The 16,938-nt window shown below is 69.5% G+C and carries 18 protein-coding genes; 7 read left to right on the plus strand and 11 right to left on the minus strand.

Translation table 11 applies throughout. The features are described 5' to 3' along the window. Positions 1 to 61 precede the first annotated feature (61 nt). Complete coding sequence (locus tag ABGB01_RS02630; RefSeq protein ID WP_347769838.1) at positions 62 to 928, plus strand: fumarylacetoacetate hydrolase family protein; 867 nt, start codon at positions 62 to 64, stop codon at positions 926 to 928. A 44-nt stretch (positions 929 to 972) separates the two neighbouring features. Here ABGB01_RS02630 and ABGB01_RS02635 read toward each other — a convergent pair whose 3' ends face one another. From ABGB01_RS02635 to ABGB01_RS02660, 6 genes are all read right to left on the minus strand, one after another. Beyond that, positions 973 to 2,442, minus strand: a complete 1,470-nt coding sequence (locus ABGB01_RS02635) for a sulfatase-like hydrolase/transferase (protein ID WP_347769840.1) — start codon at positions 2,440 to 2,442, stop codon at positions 973 to 975. After that, complete coding sequence (locus tag ABGB01_RS02640) at positions 2,439 to 3,407, minus strand: aliphatic sulfonate ABC transporter substrate-binding protein (RefSeq protein WP_347769842.1); 969 nt, start codon at positions 3,405 to 3,407, stop codon at positions 2,439 to 2,441. The genes ABGB01_RS02635 and ABGB01_RS02640 overlap by 4 nt, the downstream gene beginning before the upstream one ends. A gap of 65 nt (positions 3,408 to 3,472) precedes the next feature. Then, on the minus strand, positions 3,473 to 4,246 hold the full coding sequence (locus ABGB01_RS02645; protein WP_347769844.1) for an ABC transporter ATP-binding protein: 774 nt from the start codon (positions 4,244 to 4,246) through the stop codon (positions 3,473 to 3,475). After that, positions 4,243 to 5,052: an ABC transporter permease gene (locus ABGB01_RS02650; protein ID WP_347769846.1), complete on the minus strand. Its 810-nt coding sequence runs from the start codon at positions 5,050 to 5,052 to the stop codon at positions 4,243 to 4,245. Before ABGB01_RS02650 ends, ABGB01_RS02645 begins: the two co-directional genes overlap by 4 nt. Then, positions 5,049 to 6,368 (minus strand): ROK family protein, encoded by a 1,320-nt coding sequence (locus ABGB01_RS02655; protein ID WP_347769848.1) that lies wholly within the window; start codon positions 6,366 to 6,368, stop codon positions 5,049 to 5,051. The genes ABGB01_RS02650 and ABGB01_RS02655 overlap by 4 nt, the downstream gene beginning before the upstream one ends. A 195-nt stretch (positions 6,369 to 6,563) precedes the next feature. After that, positions 6,564 to 6,896: a putative quinol monooxygenase gene (locus ABGB01_RS02660; RefSeq protein ID WP_347769850.1), complete on the minus strand. Its 333-nt coding sequence runs from the start codon at positions 6,894 to 6,896 to the stop codon at positions 6,564 to 6,566. 96 nt (positions 6,897 to 6,992) lie between these two features. Between ABGB01_RS02660 and ABGB01_RS02665 the strand changes: the two genes are divergently transcribed. From ABGB01_RS02665 to ABGB01_RS02675, 3 genes are read left to right on the plus strand one after another with little or no spacing between them, the layout of a single operon-like run. Then, positions 6,993 to 7,325 carry a YciI family protein gene (locus ABGB01_RS02665; protein ID WP_347769852.1) on the plus strand — a complete coding sequence of 111 codons (333 nt, stop codon included), beginning with the start codon at positions 6,993 to 6,995 and terminating at the stop codon, positions 7,323 to 7,325. Continuing rightward, on the plus strand, positions 7,322 to 8,602 hold the full coding sequence (locus ABGB01_RS02670; RefSeq protein WP_347769854.1) for a sigma-70 family RNA polymerase sigma factor: 1,281 nt from the start codon (positions 7,322 to 7,324) through the stop codon (positions 8,600 to 8,602). The genes ABGB01_RS02665 and ABGB01_RS02670 overlap by 4 nt, the downstream gene beginning before the upstream one ends. A 2-nt stretch (positions 8,603 to 8,604) precedes the next feature. Continuing rightward, positions 8,605 to 9,375, plus strand: a complete 771-nt coding sequence (locus ABGB01_RS02675) for an alpha/beta hydrolase (protein ID WP_347769856.1) — start codon at positions 8,605 to 8,607, stop codon at positions 9,373 to 9,375. Between the two features lie 57 nt (positions 9,376 to 9,432). Here the strand turns inward: ABGB01_RS02675 and ABGB01_RS02680 are convergent, their stop codons facing one another. Continuing rightward, entirely contained in the window at positions 9,433 to 9,849 is a 417-nt protein-coding gene (locus ABGB01_RS02680) for a hypothetical protein (protein ID WP_347769858.1), read from the minus strand. A 185-nt stretch (positions 9,850 to 10,034) separates the two neighbouring features. Then, positions 10,035 to 11,288, minus strand: coding sequence for a serine hydrolase domain-containing protein (locus ABGB01_RS02685; protein WP_347769860.1), 1,254 nt, complete (start codon positions 11,286 to 11,288; stop codon positions 10,035 to 10,037). A 275-nt stretch (positions 11,289 to 11,563) separates the two neighbouring features. Here ABGB01_RS02685 and ABGB01_RS02690 point away from each other — a divergent pair, with 275 nt between their 5' ends. The 3 genes from ABGB01_RS02690 to ABGB01_RS02700 all read left to right on the plus strand — a co-directional run bounded on the left by ABGB01_RS02690 (position 11,564) and on the right by ABGB01_RS02700 (position 14,736). After that, the gene (locus ABGB01_RS02690) at positions 11,564 to 11,854 is read left to right on the plus strand and encodes a hypothetical protein (RefSeq protein WP_347769862.1); all 291 of its coding nucleotides are present in this window, start codon (positions 11,564 to 11,566) and stop codon (positions 11,852 to 11,854) included. A 97-nt stretch (positions 11,855 to 11,951) separates the two neighbouring features. Then, positions 11,952 to 13,541 carry a DUF262 domain-containing protein gene (locus tag ABGB01_RS02695; protein ID WP_347769864.1) on the plus strand — a complete coding sequence of 530 codons (1,590 nt, stop codon included), beginning with the start codon at positions 11,952 to 11,954 and terminating at the stop codon, positions 13,539 to 13,541. Continuing rightward, the gene (locus ABGB01_RS02700; protein ID WP_347769866.1) at positions 13,534 to 14,736 is read left to right on the plus strand and encodes a type II toxin-antitoxin system HipA family toxin; all 1,203 of its coding nucleotides are present in this window, start codon (positions 13,534 to 13,536) and stop codon (positions 14,734 to 14,736) included. Before ABGB01_RS02695 ends, ABGB01_RS02700 begins: the two co-directional genes overlap by 8 nt. 6 nt (positions 14,737 to 14,742) lie before the next feature. Here the strand turns inward: ABGB01_RS02700 and ABGB01_RS02705 are convergent, their stop codons facing one another. From ABGB01_RS02705 to ABGB01_RS02715, 3 genes are read right to left on the minus strand one after another with little or no spacing between them, the layout of a single operon-like run. Beyond that, the gene (locus ABGB01_RS02705) at positions 14,743 to 15,480 is read right to left on the minus strand and encodes a hypothetical protein (RefSeq protein WP_347769868.1); all 738 of its coding nucleotides are present in this window, start codon (positions 15,478 to 15,480) and stop codon (positions 14,743 to 14,745) included. A gap of 52 nt (positions 15,481 to 15,532) precedes the next feature. Next, positions 15,533 to 16,660: a hypothetical protein gene (locus ABGB01_RS02710; RefSeq protein ID WP_347769870.1), complete on the minus strand. Its 1,128-nt coding sequence runs from the start codon at positions 16,658 to 16,660 to the stop codon at positions 15,533 to 15,535. After that, positions 16,661 to 16,933 carry a hypothetical protein gene (locus ABGB01_RS02715; protein WP_347769872.1) on the minus strand — a complete coding sequence of 91 codons (273 nt, stop codon included), beginning with the start codon at positions 16,931 to 16,933 and terminating at the stop codon, positions 16,661 to 16,663. Positions 16,934 to 16,938 lie beyond the last annotated feature (5 nt).

Below are 16,938 nucleotides of genomic sequence, written 5' to 3' on the forward strand. Positions count from 1 at the left end.
GATAGGGGACAATTCATCGGATGACATTTTCGCCCCTCGTCTGATCGAGCTAGGAGCAGGCATGCAGATCGTACGGTTCACCAGCCCTATGACCGGCGCGGACGCGGTCGGCATCGACGACGGTGAACAGGTGGTGGAGCTGTCCGGGGTCACCACCGTCGGCGAGTTGCTCGGGCTCCCGACCGCAGAGTTCCGCGCGCGGTGTGAGGGCGCCGACGGCCCACGCCACGCCTCCGCGGACGTGCGGATCCTGCCTCCGGTGGACGGCCGGATGGAAGTGTGGGCCGCGGGCGTGACCTACCGGCGCTCGCGCGAGGCCAGGGTCGTCGAGAGCGAGCGCGCCGCCGACGTGTACGAGCTGGTCTACGACGCGGAAAGACCCGAGCTTTTCTTCAAGTCGGCGGCGTGGAAGGTCTCCGGGCACGGCGGGCGCATCTCGGCGCGCGCCGACTCGGAGATCGACGTGCCGGAGCCGGAGCTCGGGCTGGTGCTCAACGCCTCAGGGGAGATCGTCGGCTACACGGTGGTCGACGACGTGAGCTCGCGCACCATCGAAGGCGTCAACCCGCTCTACCTGCCGCAGGCGAAGATCTATCTGGGCGCGTGCGCGGTGGGCCCGGCGATCAGGCCCGCGTGGGAGGTCGCCGACCCGTACGCGCTGGACATCACGCTCTCCATCACCAGGGGCGGCGAGACGGTGTGGGACGGCAAGGCGAACACCTCGCAGCTCAACCGGCGCCTCGACGACCTGGCCGCCTACCTGTTCCGCGCCGACGACTTCCCCGACGGCGCGGTGCTGGCGACCGGCACCTGCCTGGTCCCCGACCTGCCGTTCACGCTGCAGGAGGGCGACACGGTGAGCATCGCCGTCTCCGAGGTCGGCACGCTGACGACCAGCGTGGTCAGGGGCCTGGACGCCATGCGCTGACCTCCTCGTACGCCGCCCCGCCCGGTCACGGGGCGGCGTGACCCTCAGCCGGCGCTGCCCTCCTTCTCGAAGGAGCTCAGCGTGGGGTCGTAGTCGAGGGCGCCGATGTCGTACATCGGGGTCATCCAGTGATAGAAGTTGTCGCCGCGCTCGCGCAGCAGGTCGTACAGGCGGCGCATCATGCGGCGGCGGACCGGGGCCAGCTCCTGATGGGTGTACCGGTTGCTCAGCTCGTGCGGGTCGGCGTGCAGGTCGTACAGCTCGTTGACCGACTCCGGGTTGACGACCAGCTTGTAACGGTCGTCGCGGATCATCCGCTGCGGGTAGGGGAAGTGGTGGCCGTGGAACTCGGCGAGCAGCTCGCCCGGCCATTCCGGGTGCTCGCCGCGGACGATCGGCGCCAGGCTGCGGCTGTCCACGGCCGGCTTCGTGTCGCAGCCGGCCAGCTCCAGGATCGTCGCGGTGCAGTCGGTGAGCGTGACGAACTCGTCCCTGACCTGCGGCTGCTCGCCGGGAATGCGGACGATGCCGGGGATGCGGTAGATGTCCTCGTACATCGCGGGGCCCTTGTCGTGCAGCCGGTGCGCCCCGGTGAACTCGCCGTGGTCGGCGGTGAAGAACACCGCCGTCTGGTCGGTCAGCCCCAGCTCGTCCATCCGGTCGAGGATCCGGCCGATCTGCTGGTCGATCAGCGTGACATAACCCCAGTAGACCGCGATCAGCTTGCGGGTGACCTCGATGGGGATCGTGTCGAACGTCCAGTGCGCACTGTAGTTGCGCTGCACCGGCGGCTTGCCCTCGAACGTCTCCGCGATCGACGGCGGCAGCTCCACCAGGCTCGGGTCGTACATGTCGAAGTACTCGTCCGGCAGCAGGTACGGCAGGTGCGGCCCGAAGAAGTGCGTGGCCAGGAAGAACGGCCGCCCGTCCGCGGCGTAGCGCTCCATGTGCTCGATCGCCCTGGTCGCCAGGTAGTGCTCGAACGTCGCCTCCACCGGCTGGTGCAGCCGCGCCGCCAGCAGGTTTCCCTGGTTGCCGTTGGGCGTGGTGCCCCGGATCAGGTCCGAGATCCGGTACGGCGGCAACCCCCGCTCCTCCAGGTACGCCAGGTAGTCGGGGTGGTCGACCGGGTTGTGCCAGCCCGGCAGGTCGGGGCCGTCGAAGCCGTAGGAGGCGGCGTTGCGGCTGGTGCCGCCGTGCCACTTGCCGATCAGCCCCAGCTGGTAGCCGCGCTCCTTCAGCGCCTCGGGGAAGGTGAACGCGTCCTCCCGCAGGTCCTCCAGGTAGCCGACGTTGCGCTCGTAGTTCGCCAGCAGCCGGTGCCGGAACGGCGCCTGCCCGGTGAGCAGGCTCGCCCGCGCCGGCGTGCAGATGGCCGTCGGCGTGTAGAACCGGTCGAACCGCGTGCCGGTCGCGGCCAGCCGGTCCAGGTTCGGCGTGGCCACGTGCGGGTTGCCGTAGCAGCCCAGGGTGTCGACGCGGTGCTGGTCGGTCATCAGGAACAGCAGGTTCACTTCGAGTAGGTCTCCGTGTAGAGGTCGCCGGTGTAGTAGGTCGCGGGATCCGGGCGGGACTTCAGCTGGCCGGTGCTGACGAAGAAGTCGCTCAGGCTGTTCAGCCACGTGGCGACCGTGCCGTCCTTGGTCTTGGCGACCAGGTCGGAGGTGCTCATGACCTGCACGTTCGCCGCGTCGGCCTTGACCTTGGCCACGTCGAGCTTGAGCAGCGCGGCCGCCTCGGCGATCGCTTCCTCGGGGTGCGCCGCCCGCCAGTCGTTGGCCGCCTGCAGCACCTTGATCACCTTACGGGTGACCTCCTGGTCCACGCCGGTGCCGCCGACGAACGCGGTCGGGAACGAACTGTCCGGGAACTCCTTGGTGCTGGCCAGCTCCACCGTCTCCGGCACCTTCTGCTTGATCGTGTCGATCAGCGGGTACCAGATCCCGGCGCCGTCGATCTGCCCGGCCGAGAACGCCGAGACGACCGTGGCCGGGTCCATGGGGATCTTCTGGATGTCCTTGGCGGTCATGCCCGCCTTCCCCAGCGCCAGGTTGAGCACCATGTCGCCGGACGTACCCTCGGGCACGCCGACCTTCTTGCCCTTGAGGTCCTGCATGGACTTGACGCCCGGCCGCCCGATGACGCGGTCGGCGTACGCGAGCGTGTTGATCGCGACGACCTTGGCCTTGCCGGTGGCGGGCAGCCACATGGCACCCGGGCCGATGTAGCCGAAGTCGAGGTCGCCGGAGCCGAGCGCCTGGATCTGCAGCGGCCCGTTGGTGAAGACCTTGATGTCGGGGGTGAGGCCCTGCTTGTCCCACAGGCCCTGCTTGTCGGCGATGGCGAGCAGGCTCGCGCCGTTGTAGTCGCTGATGTAGCCGAACCTGACCGTGGAGCCGTCGTCGCCGCAGGCGGTCACGGAGAGTGTCAACAGGCTCACCGCCGAGGCGGCCGTCAGGGCGCGGCGAAGAGAACGCATGGCGGATCAGTCCTTTCCGGGAGGTGTCTGCGGGGCGGGGCCCCTGGGTGGGGGCAGGGTGGGGGTCAGGCCGCGGCCGGGGCCTGGTGGTAGACGGCGTGCCAGACCTCGTTGCGGATCCGTCCGAACTCGGGCGACAGCCGCATCTCCTCCGTTCTGGGGTACGGCAGGTCCACGTCGATGATCTGCTGAATGCGGCCCGGCCTGGCGGCCATGACGATGACCCTGCTGGCCAGGTAGACGGCCTCGTCCACGTCGTGGGTGATGAACATGACCGTGCGCTGCTCCTGGCTCCAGGTGTCCAGCAGCTGGTCCTGCAGTTGCACCCTGGTCAGCGCGTCGAGCGCGCCGAACGGCTCGTCCATGAGCAGCACCTGCGGGTTCACCGCGTACGCGCGGGCGATCGCGCAGCGCTGCTTCATGCCGCCGGACAGCGTCTTGGGCAGCGCGTCGGCGAAGTCGGACAACCCGACCAGCTCGATCGCCCGCTCGGCCCGCCGCCGTCGCTCCGCGGCCGGGATGTCGGCCAGCTTCAGCCCGAACTCGACGTTGTTGCGCACCGTCAGCCACGGGAACAGTGCGTACTGCTGGAAGATCACCCCCCGGTCGGGGCCGGGGCCGGTGACCGGCACGCCGTCCACGAGCACCTCGCCCGAGGTCGGCTCGACCAGCCCGGCGGCCATGCTCATCAGCGTGCTCTTGCCGCAGCCCGACGGGCCCACGACCGTGACGAACTCGCGGTCGGCGATGTCCAGCGACACCCGGTCGAGCGCGGTGAACGTGCCGTCCTTGACCGGGTAGGTCTTGACCACGTCGGTGAAGGAGATCTTGGTGTTCATCTGCGCTCCTGCCAGTCGGTGAGGCGCCGCTCGGCCAGCAGCAGCAGCCGGTCCATCAGCAGGCCCAGCAGGCCGATCGCGATCAGCCCCACGAAGATCGTGGACAGGTCGTAATAGAGCTGGGCCTGCTGCATGCGGAAGCCGAGGCCCTCCTGGGCCGCGATCAGCTCGGCGGCGACCAGCGTGCCCCAGGCCGAGCCGAGACCGACCCGCATGCCGACCAGGATGAACGGCGTGGAGGCCGGCACCACGACCTTGAGGAAGATGGTCCGGTCGGAGGCGCCGAGCACGCGGGCCGCGTTGATGAGGGTCCTGTCCACGTCCACCACGCCCTGGAACGTCGCCACGACGCTGGACAGGAACGACGCCAGGAAGATCACGAAGACCTTCGGCACCTCGCCGATGCCCATGAGCACGATCGCCAGCGGAATGATCGCCAGCGGCGGGATGGTGCGGAAGAACTGCACGTACGGCTCCAGCAGGCCGCGCGCGGTGGCGTACCAGCCCATGAGGAAGCCGATCGGGACGGCCAGCAGGGTGCCGAGCAGGAAACCCAGCAGCACCCTGCGCAGGCTGGCCAGCGCGTCGTCCAGCAGGGTGCCGTCGGCGATCAGCTCGCCCGCCTTGGCCGCCACCTGCAGGGGGCCGGGCAGGCCCTGCACGCCGATCGACGCCAGCAGCGTCCAGACGAGCAGGCCGATGACGACGGCGATCAGATTGAGTGCGATGGCGCGCCGCGGGCGTCTGGCGCCGCGCCGTGCGGCCGGGGCCGCCGGCGGCTTGCCCAGCGCGGTGAGCTGGGTCATGGGTTCTCCTTCGCCGGTCTCCTGCCGGACTGGGTCGTCGGGGGGTCCTCCGCGAGCTCCGGCCCGGCCGGATAGCGCGAGAGCAGCGGGGACTCGTGCAGCACCAGGGCGATGCCGCCGAGGGCGCCGGCGACCTCGCCGAGGGTGGCGCGGCGCAGGCTCACCCGGTGCCGGGAGATCGGCATGACGTGGGCGCGCAACTCCCGCTCGATCGGGTCCATCAGCGAGCTCCCGGTCTCCGCGAGCTCGCCGCCGACCACGATCACGCTGGGGCCGATCGCGTTGCACAGGGCGGCGAGCACACCGCCGATGCCGGCGCCCGCGCCGTCCAGCACGGCCAGCGCCGCCGCGTCGCCCGCCCTGGCCGCCTTGGCCAGCTCGGGCACGTCGCCGGCGCGCCCGCCGGCGGCGCGGTAGGCGTCGAGTACGGCCCTGATCGAGGCGATGGTCTCCAGGCAGCCGGTGCCGCCGCAGTCGCAGCGGGCGCCGTCCTGGTCGACGGTGATGTGGCCGAACTCGCCGGACAGGCCGTACGCGCCGCGGTGCAGCGACCCGCCGACCACCAGCCCGCCGCCGACGCCGTGGGACAGGCGCAGGTACAGCACGTCCTGTACGCCGGCCGCGGCGCCCCAGATCGCCTCGCCCAGCGCGGCGAGCCTGGTGTTGTTGTCCAGCAGCACCGGAACGCCGAACCGCTCGCGCAGCAGCACCTGCGCCGGATGCGGCCCGGCCGGCTCCCCGGCGCCGTCTTCCTCGGGCCCCCGGTCTGGGTCAACGGCTGGGTCAACGGCTGGGTCACCGACCGGGTCACCGACCGGGTCACCGACCGGGTCACCGACCGGGTCACCGACTGGGCCGACCACGCCGACGCCGATCGCGCTGAGCGCTCCCAGGCTGAGGGTGCCGCCGGTGAGCGAGCCGACGAGCCGGCCGGCCAGCTCGACCCGCTGCTCCCACGGCAGGTCGGCGTCGTGCGGCTCGCTGGCCGAGCCGACGATCTCGTGCGCCAGGTTGATGGCCGCGACGTGCAGCCCGCGCCGGGCGAAGTCGATGCCGATCGCCTGGCCGGCGTCCGGGTTGAGGGTCAGGGTCTCGGCCGGCCTGCCGCGCCCGCGCGGCGTCTCCCGCTCGCTCGCGGTGACGACCGCGCCGCCGGCCACGAGCTCGGCGAGGATGTCGTACAGGGTGGTGCGGGACAGCCCGCAGCGCCTGCCGAGTTCGCCGCGGCTGAGCGGGCCGTGCTTGCGCAGCAGCCCGAGCACGAGCTCCTCGTGCCCGCGCCGGAGCTGTGACAGGGGGCCACCGGGTTGTGACATACGGCAGAGTCTGCCTACTCACCGTCTTTTTCGTCAATAACCCGGAAAAATCCGTCCTACCAGCACGCTCGCCGCGCTGACCTGCGAAGACGAGGACACCAGAGGGTCCGAGGACAGGCTATAACGTTCACGTAACGGCCCCTGGCGCCGCGTGAACGCGAGGGACGGCGACCGCAGGGGGGCGGCGCGGCTGAGTCAGTCGCGGGAGGGCACGGCCATCTCGCCGAGCTCGGACCAGTCGTCCTGCGGGACGGTGGTGTTGACGATGCGCGGGGTCTCGGCGAGGTGGGGCGGCAGCGTCTGCCGGGCCTGCCGGAAGTGGTCCGAGCCCACGTGTTCCGCGCCGGCCTGGTCGTCGCGGAACGCCTCTACCAGGACATATTCGGTGGGGTCGTCGAGGCTGCGTGACCAGTCGAACCACAGGCAGCCGGGCTCGGCCCGGGTCGCCGCGGTGAACTCCGCGGTGATCTCCGGCCACCGGTCGGCGTGTTCGGGCAGAACGCGGAACCTGGCGGTGATGAAGATCATTTGACTGCTCCAACGGTCGGCGACGCCACGGGCCGAGCCTATCGGGGTTACCACCGCCCCACCTCTCTCAACTCCAGAGAGGCCTAGGCTCGGAGCATGAAGTTCCTGTTGCTCATCTGCGGAGATCAGCAGGCCCACGAGGCGATGCTGGCCGATCCGGACTTCCTGCCCGACTGCAAGGCGTGGGCCGAGGCGCAGGGGGACCGGTTGCTGCAGACCGGTGGTCTGGAGGCGCCGGCGGAGGCCACCACGGTCCGGGCGCGTGACGGTGAGGTCCTGCTCACCGACGGCCCGTTCGTCGAGGCCAAGGAGGTCGTGGCCGGGTTCAGCCTGATCGAGTGCGCCACCAGGGAGCAGGCGCTCCAAGCGGCCATGGCTCATCCCGTCGCGCGGCACGGCACGATCGAGGTGCGGGCGCTGCTGCCGTGAACGTCCGGGAGACGGTCGACGCGCTGTTCCGCGAGGAGTGGGGGCAGATCATCGCGACGCTCATCCGGATGACCGGCGACTGGGACCTGGCGGAAGAGTGCGCTCAGGACGCCTTCACCCAGGCGCTCCAGCGGTGGCCGGCCGACGGCGTGCCGCCCGCGCCCGGCGCCTGGCTCACCACCACCGCCCGCAACCGGGCGATCGACCGTCTCCGCAGGGCCGCCGTGGGCGCGGCCAAGCTGCGCGAGTTGGCGGTGGCCGGGTCCCCGCGGCCTGATGACGGCGAGGAGGAGTTCGGCGACGACCGGCTGCGGCTCATGTTCACTAGCTGCCATCCCGCCCTGCCGTTCGAGTCGCGGGTGGCGCTGACGCTGCGCACCCTGGCGGGGCTGACCACGGCCGAGATCGCCCGCGCCTTCCTGGTCCCCGAGGCCACGATGTCCAAGCGGCTCACCCGGGCCAAGGCCAGGATCCGCGACTCGGGCGTCCCCTTTCAGGTGCCGGACGCGGCGGAGCTGCCCGGCCGGCTCGCCACAGTGCTCGGCGTGCTCTACCTGCTGTTCAACGAGGGGTACGCGGCCGCCGCCGGTGACGACCTGATCCGGCGGACCCTGTCCGACGAGGCGATCAGGCTGGGGCGGATGCTCGTCTCGCTGCTGCCCGGCGAGCCGGAGGCGGCCGGCCTGCTGGCGCTGATGGTGTTGCACGACGCCCGGCGCCCGGCCCGGCTCGACGCGGGCGAACTGGTGCCGCTCGAAGAGCAGGACCGCTCCCTGTGGCGACACGAGCGGATCGGCGAGGCGGTCACCATGCTGGAGCGCGTGCTGCGCCAGGGCCGGGCGGGGCCGTACCAGATCCAGGCCGCGATCGCCGCCTGCCACGCGAGCGCCGACTCCTTCGAACGCACGCCGTGGGCCGAGATCGCGGCGCTCTACGGGCGGCTGGAGGCGCTCGTGCCGTCCCCTGTCGTCCGGCTGAACCGGGCGGTCGCCGTGGGGATGGGCGAGCCGGCGCGCGGGCTGGCCCTCGTCGAAGCGCTCGCGCCCGAGCTGGGCGGCTACCACCTGCTGCCCGCCGCCCGCGCCGACCTCCTGCGCCGCCAGGGCCGCCGTGCCGAGGCGGCCGCAGCCTACCGCGAGGCCCTGCCGCTGGCCCCGACCGAGCCGGAACGCCGCTACCTCGCCCGGCGTCTCGCCGAGATTTCTCCTGACGAGGTGTCCGCCGGGGCGCCCGCCGTTCGTGGGAGGGGCGAAACGGACCACGGGAAAGGGTGGTGACCATGACCTCCACACGTTCCGCCGACGGAACCGAGATCGTTTTCGACCGGCTGGGCTCGGGCAGCCCGGTCGTGCTGGTGAGCGGCGCCTCCTGCGCCAGGGGCGTCCACGCGCCGCTGGCCGAGCTGCTGGCGGACGGGCACACGGTGATCAGCTACGACCGGCGGGGGCGCGGCGACAGCGGCGACACCCCGCCGTACGACGTGCGGCGCGAGATCGAGGACCTCGCCGCGGTGATCGCCGCGGCGGGCGGCTCGGCGGCCGTGTTCGGCAACTCCTCCGGCGCGGTGCTGGCGCTGCGCGCGGCGGCCGAGGGGGTGCCGATCACCCGGCTCGCCCTGTGGGAGCCGCCGTTCCAGCTCGACGCCGGTGCGCCCGAGCGGGCCCGCGCGTACGCCGCCGAGCTGGCCGCCTGCCTGGCCGATGGCCGTCGCGGGGACGCCATGGCGCTCTTCCTGAGCTCCGTGGGCATGCCGCCGGGCGTGATCGGCCAGATGAGGCAGGCGCCCATGTGGGCGTCGATGGAGGCGATCGCCCCGACCCTCGCTTACGACGCCGCGATCATGGGCGACGGCCGCCCGCCGGCCGAGCTGGCCGGCGTCAAGGCGCCCGCCCTGGTCCTGACCGGTTCCGAGACCGGCGCGTGGAGCCTCGCCGCGGCCGAGGCGCTGGTGGACCTCCTGCCGTCCCCCCGGCACACGGTGCTGCAGGGGCAGGACCACAACGTCTCGTGGGAGGTGCTGGCGCCGCACGTCCGGTCCTTCTTCTCCTGACATGGCCGAGGCCCGGCGGGTGGCCGCCGGGCCTTGGTGATCGTGCTGTGGTGATGTCTAGTAGATGCGGTACTTGCGGCCGCAGTTGTCGAACTTGCCCGCCCAGCAGGTGAACGTGTAGGCCTTCCTGATGCCCCGCCCGCTCCAGCTGCCGGCGACCTTGCCGTCCCAGGCCCTGTTGAACTTCTTCCAGTGGCCGTTCTGGTAGACCTCGAACCAGACCCAGGCCTTCTTGCCGCCGCGCTTGTCGACGCCGTACCACTTCGTGTGGACCTTGCCGTGCTGCTTCCAGGTCTTCCCGAACGTGTACGCCTTGCGGTCGCTGGAGAAGAACTTGCCCCAGCTGCCGCCGTAGGAGGCGGTGGCGGTGGTCGTCGCGGTGGACTGCGTGGCCGCCTGGGCGGCGGGGGTGAGAGCGATGCCGGTGACGGCCATCGAGCCGGCCAGAGTGGCGATCGCAAGGGTCTTACGCATTGGGTTCCCTCCCCGTGTCGGTGTGCCGGTCGTTCCCGGCATCAGGGACATTACGGAGACTCGCCGCGATCATCTGTGGACAAATCCACACATGAAGCGTGTGTGGACAAATCCACAGATGAGGCACCCCGCGTAGGCCTGCCCGCCCCCGCCTGCCCGCCGCCGGCCGCGGCGGCGACGGGCGGTCAGCGCTTGACGGCCATCCGGCTCGTCGGGAGCGGCACGAACGGCTTCTTTTCCGACTTCGCGGTCGCGCCGCCCTTCCCGCACAGCGCGAGGATCAGGTGGTTCGCCATCGCGGTGTCGATCTCGCTGGGCTCCAGCTGGCCGTCATCGCCGATCTTCTGGTACTTCATGAGGTTCATGCCGAACGAGATCTGGCGGTTGCCGTCCGGGCTGGACAACGACTGGGCGCCCATGCCGAATACGGCTCCGTCGTGCCCCCAGAACCGGCCGCACGGCAGGTCGGCGGCGTAGAGGCCGAGGCCGTAGGGCAGATATCCGCCGCCCGCGTTCACGGGCACCGTCTTCCGCATCTCGGCCAGCTGCTCCGCGCCGATCAGCCGCCCGCGCAGCAGCTCCCGGTAGAACCGGTTGAGGTCGTCCATCGTGGACACCACGTCACCAGCGGTGCGCACGTAGGACATGTCGTAGACGCTGTAGTCGCGCGGCGGGTCGATCAGCCCGTACCACGACTCGTACGCCTTCGAGTGGGCCCCGGGGATGCGCGGTGTGCGCGGGTAGGACGTGTGCCGCAGGCCCGCCTTGCGGATCACGTTGCGCGTGATGTGGCGCTCGGCGTTCTCGCCGGTGACCTTCTCCAGGAGCAGGCCGATGAGTACGTAGTTGGTGTTGGAGTAGGAGCCCGGCGTCGCGCCCGGCTCACCCGTCGGGGTGCCCTCCAGGCCCATCTTCACCAGCTCCGCAGGCTTGATCTTACGGAAGCGGTGCTCGTCCAGGCTGCTGGTCTTGCCCTCCAGCAGCGAGGGGAACGCCGGAGCGATGTAGTCGGCGATGTGGCTGGTGTGGTTGAGCAACATCCGTACGGTGATCTTCTCGCCGCGCCCGCCCGGAACGAGGCCGGGCAGGTAGCGGCCGATGGGGGCGTCCAGTTCGACGGTGCCGCGCGCCACCTGCTGCAGCACGGCCACGGACGCGAAGGTCTTGGAGATGCTGCCGACCCGGTGCGTCATCCTCGGGTGCATCGGCCGCTTGGTCGTCACGTCGGCGACGCCGGTGGCGCCCTGCCACGTACGGTTCCCGTCGCGGACCGTCGAGAGCATCCCGTACATCCCCGCCTTGTGCGCGGCGTCCAGCGACTGCTGCAGCGCCTGCCGGTCGAGCGCGGGCTCCTGAGCGGCCGCCGCCGTGCCCGGGGCCATGAGGGTGGCCGTGGTGAGCAGTGCGGCTGCGGCGGCCAGCCGCCTGGTGTGTCGCATTCGAGGGGAAATCATGGCCAATATCTTGATGTATCTGGGCAGGTGGTCGGCAGTCAGCCGAATCACCACCTCGACATGACACGCGTCATCTCGGCGCCATGACATCGGCCCTGACTCTCCCTCCACGGGGCGCGGGGCGGTTAATGGCAGGCGCGGAGACGGGGGGAGCGGGCATGATCGCGGCATGGGGTACGACGAGCTGATCCGGGAGGCGCCGGCCACGCCGTTCGAGGGCTGGAACTTCGCCGTGTTCGATGGCCGCATGACGACGGCGGGTGACTTGCCGTGGGACTACGAGGACATGGTGCGCGAGCGGCACCGCCGTCGCGGGGCTGGCCGACGCGGGGCTCGACGTCACCTGGCGGCAGGAGGCCGGCTCCCCGGTCACGATCGGCGACGTGGGCGCGCTCGTGTTGTACCTGCGGATCATTCCGTGGCAGGTGCCCGGCTTCGACGTGGACCGCTACGGTGACCGGCTGCGCGCCCTGCACGAGGACATGGAGCGCGGCCGCCCGCTACGGGCGACCGCGCGCCGTTTCGCGCTGGTCGCCAGCCACACAGGCTGACCATTCCCGCCGGACAGGCTACCCAGCCGGCACGCAGGCCTGGCCTCCGGCGGAACCACTAAAGTGGTCGGCGCGAGGGGAGGCCAGGGTGGCTGCAGTGACTCGACCCAAGGTCGACAGCATTTCACTGGGCGATCTGGTGGAGCTTACGCTCGATGGCCGGATACGGGTGCCTTCGTTCCAACGCTCTTATCGGTGGGAGCGTAACGACGTCACCCAGTTGTTCGACAGCATTTTCCGGAAATATCCCATCGGTAACGTGCTGGTATGGCAGCGTCCCGCGGAGGCGGGAAAGGTGTTCATCGGTCATCTTCACATCGAGGCCGAGGCGGCCGGAGATGCGTACTGGGTGGTCGATGGCCAGCAGCGGATCACCAGCCTGGTCGGAGCGCTGACCGCCACCGAAGAAACTGTTGACCCGCGTTTTCGCATATATTTCGACCTTGCTCGCCGAACGTTCGTATCACTGCCACGCCGGCGTCGGCCGGGGAACTTTCACTTGCCCATGTCTCTCGTTCTCGACACGGCTGGGACGAACGCGTGGATCCGTGCTCGGCCGCACCTGAGCAATGAGCAGATCGCGCTGGCGGACCAGGTGGTGGCGGCCGTACGCGATTACAAGATCCCTCTGTACATCGTCACCGGTGAGGATGATCGAGTTCTGCGCGACATCTTCGACCGCATGAACACCTTCGGCAGGCCGTTGAAGAGCGCGGAAGTCTTCAACGCACTGCATTCGATCACGGGAGAGCAGCAGCCGGGCGACTTGCGAACGCTGAGCAGCAGTGTTCGGACGTTCGGCTTCGGGGAGATCTCCGAGCAGATCCTCCTGCAGAGCCTGCTGGCCATCCGCAGTGCGAAGGTGGATCGGGATTTTCGGGACGAGTTCGCCGACGAGGACGATCGGCGCAACGCTTTTGCCCGTACGGAAATGGCGTTGGGCCACGTCATTGACTTCCTGCGCGATGAGGCCGGCATTCCCCATGCCAAACTCGTTCCTTACGCCCTCTACATCCCGGTGCTGGCCAGGTTCATGGCGACATTCGGTCTGCCAGGAGGCAGGACAGCGGATCTGCTTTGTCGCTGGATCTGGCGCGGCGCGGTTCTCGGAGTGGCGCCTCAGGGCAACACGGTGGGGCTGCGGCGGGGCGCGGCGGCCGTGCACACCGACCCGCTCTCAAGCGCTCAACGGCTGCTCGAGCTCCTCCCGGCGGCGTCGCCGTGGAGACCCGACATCGCGCAGACTCGCCTCAATCGCGCGCAGGCGAAGGTCAACATCCTCGGTCTGCTGTCTCTGACCCCCAGGCACCTCACTCCCGACCGTCTCGGCGAACCGATCGACGCCGCACGATTGCTCGAAAGCGGCGAACCACTTGTTCCCATCCTTGGTGGCAGAAGGGCTCTGGACAGTGGGCTGGCCAACCGGCTCATCCAGCCGCACGACGTCGGCGATGTCGCGGAGTTGCTCCTGAGCCAGGACCTCGACGAGCGCGTGTTGGCCAGCCATTGCCTGAACGAGGGCTCTCTCGCGCTGCTGCGCGGCGGGCAACAGGTCAGCTTCATGGTCAGACGTGCCAATGATGTCGAAGAAGCCATCTACCGCCATGTCCAGAGCCGTGCACTGTTCGGCTTTCCGGACGGGCCGGATGTGACCGCGCTGTTCGATGAGGATGAGGACCATGAGTGACACGGCGACGGCCGGGGTGTTTCTCGGGGATCGCCGGGTGGGCACCCTCGGCTATCGCGATGGCAACACCTGGTTCGACTACGAGGACAGAGCTCCTGCGCATCCCGTCCTTGGGCAGGCCTTCGAGGCGAATCCGGGAAAACGCCGGATGGCGAGCGGCTCCGTGCCGGAGTGGTTCGCCAATCTGCTGCCAGAGCCGGGCAGCGGGTTGCGCAACCTGATCGGACGCGAACTCGGCCGAGCTCATCCGCATGACTTCCAGGTGCTGATGCTCCTGGGGGAGGATCTGCCCGGCAACGTACGTGTCGTGCCCGAATCCGACGTGCCCGCCATCCCTGAACCGGCTGCCCTGTCACGTGACGACGGCACAGGAAAGGTTCGTTTCTCGCTGGCCGGGGTGCAGGCGAAGTTCTCCATGCGCTGGGAAGGGAAAGGGCTGGTCCTTCCCATGTCGGGACAGGGCGGTGATTGGATCGTCAAGCTTCCCGATCGGCGTTTTCCCGAGGTTCCCGCCAACGAGTACTCCATGCTGAAGTGGGCGAAGCTGGTCGGCATCGAGGTGCCGGAAATCAGGCTGGTGAACGGAGCAGAACTCATCGGTCTGCCGGATGGGCTGATCCATCCTGAGGAGAGCGCCTTCGCGGTGCGGCGGTTCGATCGCCCGGCCGCGGGCCGCGTTCATCAGGAGGACTTCGCGCAGATCAGGGAGGTCGCCGTGGCTTCCAAGTACGACAGAGCGACGTATGCCGGGCTGGCCAAGTTCATCGGCGCGGTCTGCCCGCGGGACTTGGCCGAATATGTTCGCAGGCTGACCGCGATCGTGGTCATGGGGAACCTCGACGCTCATCTGAAGAACTGGACGCTTCGATATCCGGACGGCATCACTCCCCGGCTCTCCCCGGCCTACGACTTCGTCTCCGTGTCCTCCTATGACGAGTTCCGCGCCGAAGAGCTCGCCTTCGCGGTGAACGGCGGCAAAGTGGCCAAGCTCATCACTTTGGACAATTTTCGGAACCTGGCCCGGCGCGCGGGTCTCGACGCCGACTGGGTCACGAGTGTCGTCAAAGACACCGCGGCCACGCTCGTGGAGACGTGGCCGCACGTCAGAGCCGAAAAGTCTGTACCCCCTTTCGTCGCCGATCATGTGCAGAAGCGGCTGGGGTCGCTTCCTTTGATCGCGGAGGCGAGGCGGTGAGGTCGATCAGTAGGTCCAGGCCTGGCGCAGCTCGGCCTGCCAGCCGTTGTCCGGGAAGTAGTTGTGGATGATGAACGCCGGCCCCATGCCCTTGGCGAAGATGTTGTCCCGCTGGTGCCGCAGTTCCAGTGGCCCGCCGACGTCGCCGTTGCCCCGGTTGTTGTCCTTCCAGATCTCGAACTGCTTGATGCAGGTCCGGCCCTGGAAGTACTTGTTGGCGCACGTGGGCCCGGAGGGCGGGAACCACACCTGCTTGTGGTAGAAGTCCACGTCGGTGCCGCCGGGGATGAGGATCTTCCCCCAGGCCTCGAGGCAGTACGCCTCCGGCTGGATGGTCCACTTCACATAGTGCTGCTTGCCGTCGAGCGACAGCAGCGGCTTCATGTTCTTGCAGTTGACGTCGCCGATCTGCTCCTTGGTGACGCGCTGCTTGAGCATGCCTTCGTTGTTGCCGTAGCCGTCGAGCTTCACCCAGTCGCCGACGCGCTCGAACTTCTCGTAGTTGGCCGGCGGCCACGTGGCCGGGTCGCCCCACCTGATGTGCGAGACGTTGCCGCCCTTCGGCTCCCATGCCCACTGGTTGCGCCACGAGCCCGACCAGAACTGGCCGGCGCTCCTGTCGAACATGCGGGAGAAATCGCCGTACGTGCCCAGACCGGCGGCGTTCGCTGGTGCGGCGCCGGCGACGAACACCATGGCCAGCGCCACCACGGCCGTCGCGGACTTTCTGATAGCGGAGAACATTCGGCCGACGCTAGCGGTCATCCCTGACGGGAGGTCCCACTTCAAGAAACGGCTAATCGTCAAAGCGGGGTGGTGGCGCCGACGGGGCGAAGGGCACCACCACCCTGAGCCCTACGCTGGGTGTGAAGCCCAGCAGCGAGCTCTGCGCCATCGGCGGGAGACGCTTGAACCAGGTGGGCGACGGCACACCCCACTGGCCCTGACGCGGGTTGAACGCCCGTCCCACCACGCCGTTGAACCCGCCCGCGATCCCGCTGAACAGTGCCACGTCGCCGAAGGTGGCGCCCCACGACTTGCCCTCGATCCTGGCGTTCCAGAAGGCGGGAACGCCGCCCGCGAGCGCGCCCATGGTGACGTTGTTGGAGAACGGCCGTCTGGAGGCCAGGCCGGTGAAGGAGCGGGTCTGGCCGAGAGGGCCGGTGAGGCCGGCGACGGTGGAGGCGTTGGCGGTCTGCGCCAGCGAGAGGATGGAGACATCGAAGGGGTTCTGGCCGAAGACGCCCCTCGCGACGCCGCCCGCGAGCATGTTGCCGCCGAACGACCAGCCGTAGATCTGCCCGTACTTGCGCAGCGAGGCGAGCGCGGTGGCGCGGAACCCTTGCCCGCCGTACATCGCGAGCCCGCGTACCAGTTTCGATCGGCCGACGGTGGCGAACGTGCGCATGGCCGCGGCGGCGGCGGCGCGCACGGCGGAGAATCGGCTGAGAATGCCCTTGGCGACCGACGCGCCGCGGGCGGCTGTGGCGGCGCTCGACGCCCACACCGCGTACGTGCTCAGGCCCGCCGCGGCGAGCGAGGCGAGCGCGCCCGCGGAGACGGAGACGAACAGTGACGTGATGAGCTCGTTGAGCGCCTTCCTGGTCTGCTGGGACGACTCCACCGCCTGGTGCAGCACCGCCGCGGCGTTCTCGAGGTGAGCGGCCGCCTCCTGCCTGTACTCGGGGGCCAGATGCTCACGCCACTTCTCGCGGAACATGTCGGCGTCCTTGCCGGCCCAGCCGTCGAGGGTCCGGGGCACGGCTTCGAGGGACGGCTCCAGCCCTTCGATGGTGCTCTTGAGCCGGCGGCACGCGGCGGCCATCTCCGTCAACCGCCGCTCCTGCTCCTTCCCGCCGATGGACGCCACCGCGTTGGTCAGCGTCTTGACCAGGTCCAGGACCGGGTCGAAGGGGCCCGCCACTCAGAGACCTCCCATCGTGCGCGCGGTCTCGCGCAGCCCGGTGGCACTGTCCTCAAGCTTGGCGGCCAGGTCGAAGGTGAAGGCGTGCAGTTCCTCGTGGAAGCTCTTGTACGACTCGGCGAGTTCGTCCGCGCCCCGCTCCACGAGACCGAAGCAGCCGTCGGTGGGCGCTGCGCCGCTCTCGAACGTGCGTGCCTCCCCGGCCAGGGCGAGCGCGGCCTCATGGCAGAGTTTGCCGGCGGTCAGCAGCGTTTCCGGCTCGATCCGGATCATCGTGC

Source organism: Nonomuraea sp. B5E05 (assembly GCF_039880665.1).
Classification (GTDB): Bacteria; Actinomycetota; Actinomycetes; order Streptosporangiales; family Streptosporangiaceae; genus Nonomuraea.

What these genes read in the sequence shown, in the direction of transcription:
- ABGB01_RS02630 (WP_347769838.1), top strand. Translation starts at nt 62, where the DNA reads ATGCAGATCGTACGGTTCACCAGCCCTATGACCGGCGCGGACGCGGTC.
- ABGB01_RS02640 (WP_347769842.1), bottom strand. Translation starts at nt 3,407, where the DNA reads ATGCGTTCTCTTCGCCGCGCCCTGACGGCCGCCTCGGCGGTGAGCCTG.
- ABGB01_RS02645 (WP_347769844.1), bottom strand. Translation starts at nt 4,246, where the DNA reads ATGAACACCAAGATCTCCTTCACCGACGTGGTCAAGACCTACCCGGTC.
- ABGB01_RS02650 (WP_347769846.1), bottom strand. Translation starts at nt 5,052, where the DNA reads ATGACCCAGCTCACCGCGCTGGGCAAGCCGCCGGCGGCCCCGGCCGCA.
- ABGB01_RS02655 (WP_347769848.1), bottom strand. Translation starts at nt 6,368, where the DNA reads ATGTCACAACCCGGTGGCCCCCTGTCACAGCTCCGGCGCGGGCACGAG.
- ABGB01_RS02660 (WP_347769850.1), bottom strand. Translation starts at nt 6,896, where the DNA reads ATGATCTTCATCACCGCCAGGTTCCGCGTTCTGCCCGAACACGCCGAC.
- ABGB01_RS02665 (WP_347769852.1), top strand. Translation starts at nt 6,993, where the DNA reads ATGAAGTTCCTGTTGCTCATCTGCGGAGATCAGCAGGCCCACGAGGCG.
- ABGB01_RS02675 (WP_347769856.1), top strand. Translation starts at nt 8,605, where the DNA reads ATGACCTCCACACGTTCCGCCGACGGAACCGAGATCGTTTTCGACCGG.
- ABGB01_RS02680 (WP_347769858.1), bottom strand. Translation starts at nt 9,849, where the DNA reads ATGCGTAAGACCCTTGCGATCGCCACTCTGGCCGGCTCGATGGCCGTC.
- ABGB01_RS02685 (WP_347769860.1), bottom strand. Translation starts at nt 11,288, where the DNA reads ATGCGACACACCAGGCGGCTGGCCGCCGCAGCCGCACTGCTCACCACG.
- ABGB01_RS02700 (WP_347769866.1), top strand. Translation starts at nt 13,534, where the DNA reads ATGAGTGACACGGCGACGGCCGGGGTGTTTCTCGGGGATCGCCGGGTG.
- ABGB01_RS02705 (WP_347769868.1), bottom strand. Translation starts at nt 15,480, where the DNA reads ATGTTCTCCGCTATCAGAAAGTCCGCGACGGCCGTGGTGGCGCTGGCC.
- ABGB01_RS02715 (WP_347769872.1), bottom strand. Translation starts at nt 16,933, where the DNA reads ATGATCCGGATCGAGCCGGAAACGCTGCTGACCGCCGGCAAACTCTGC.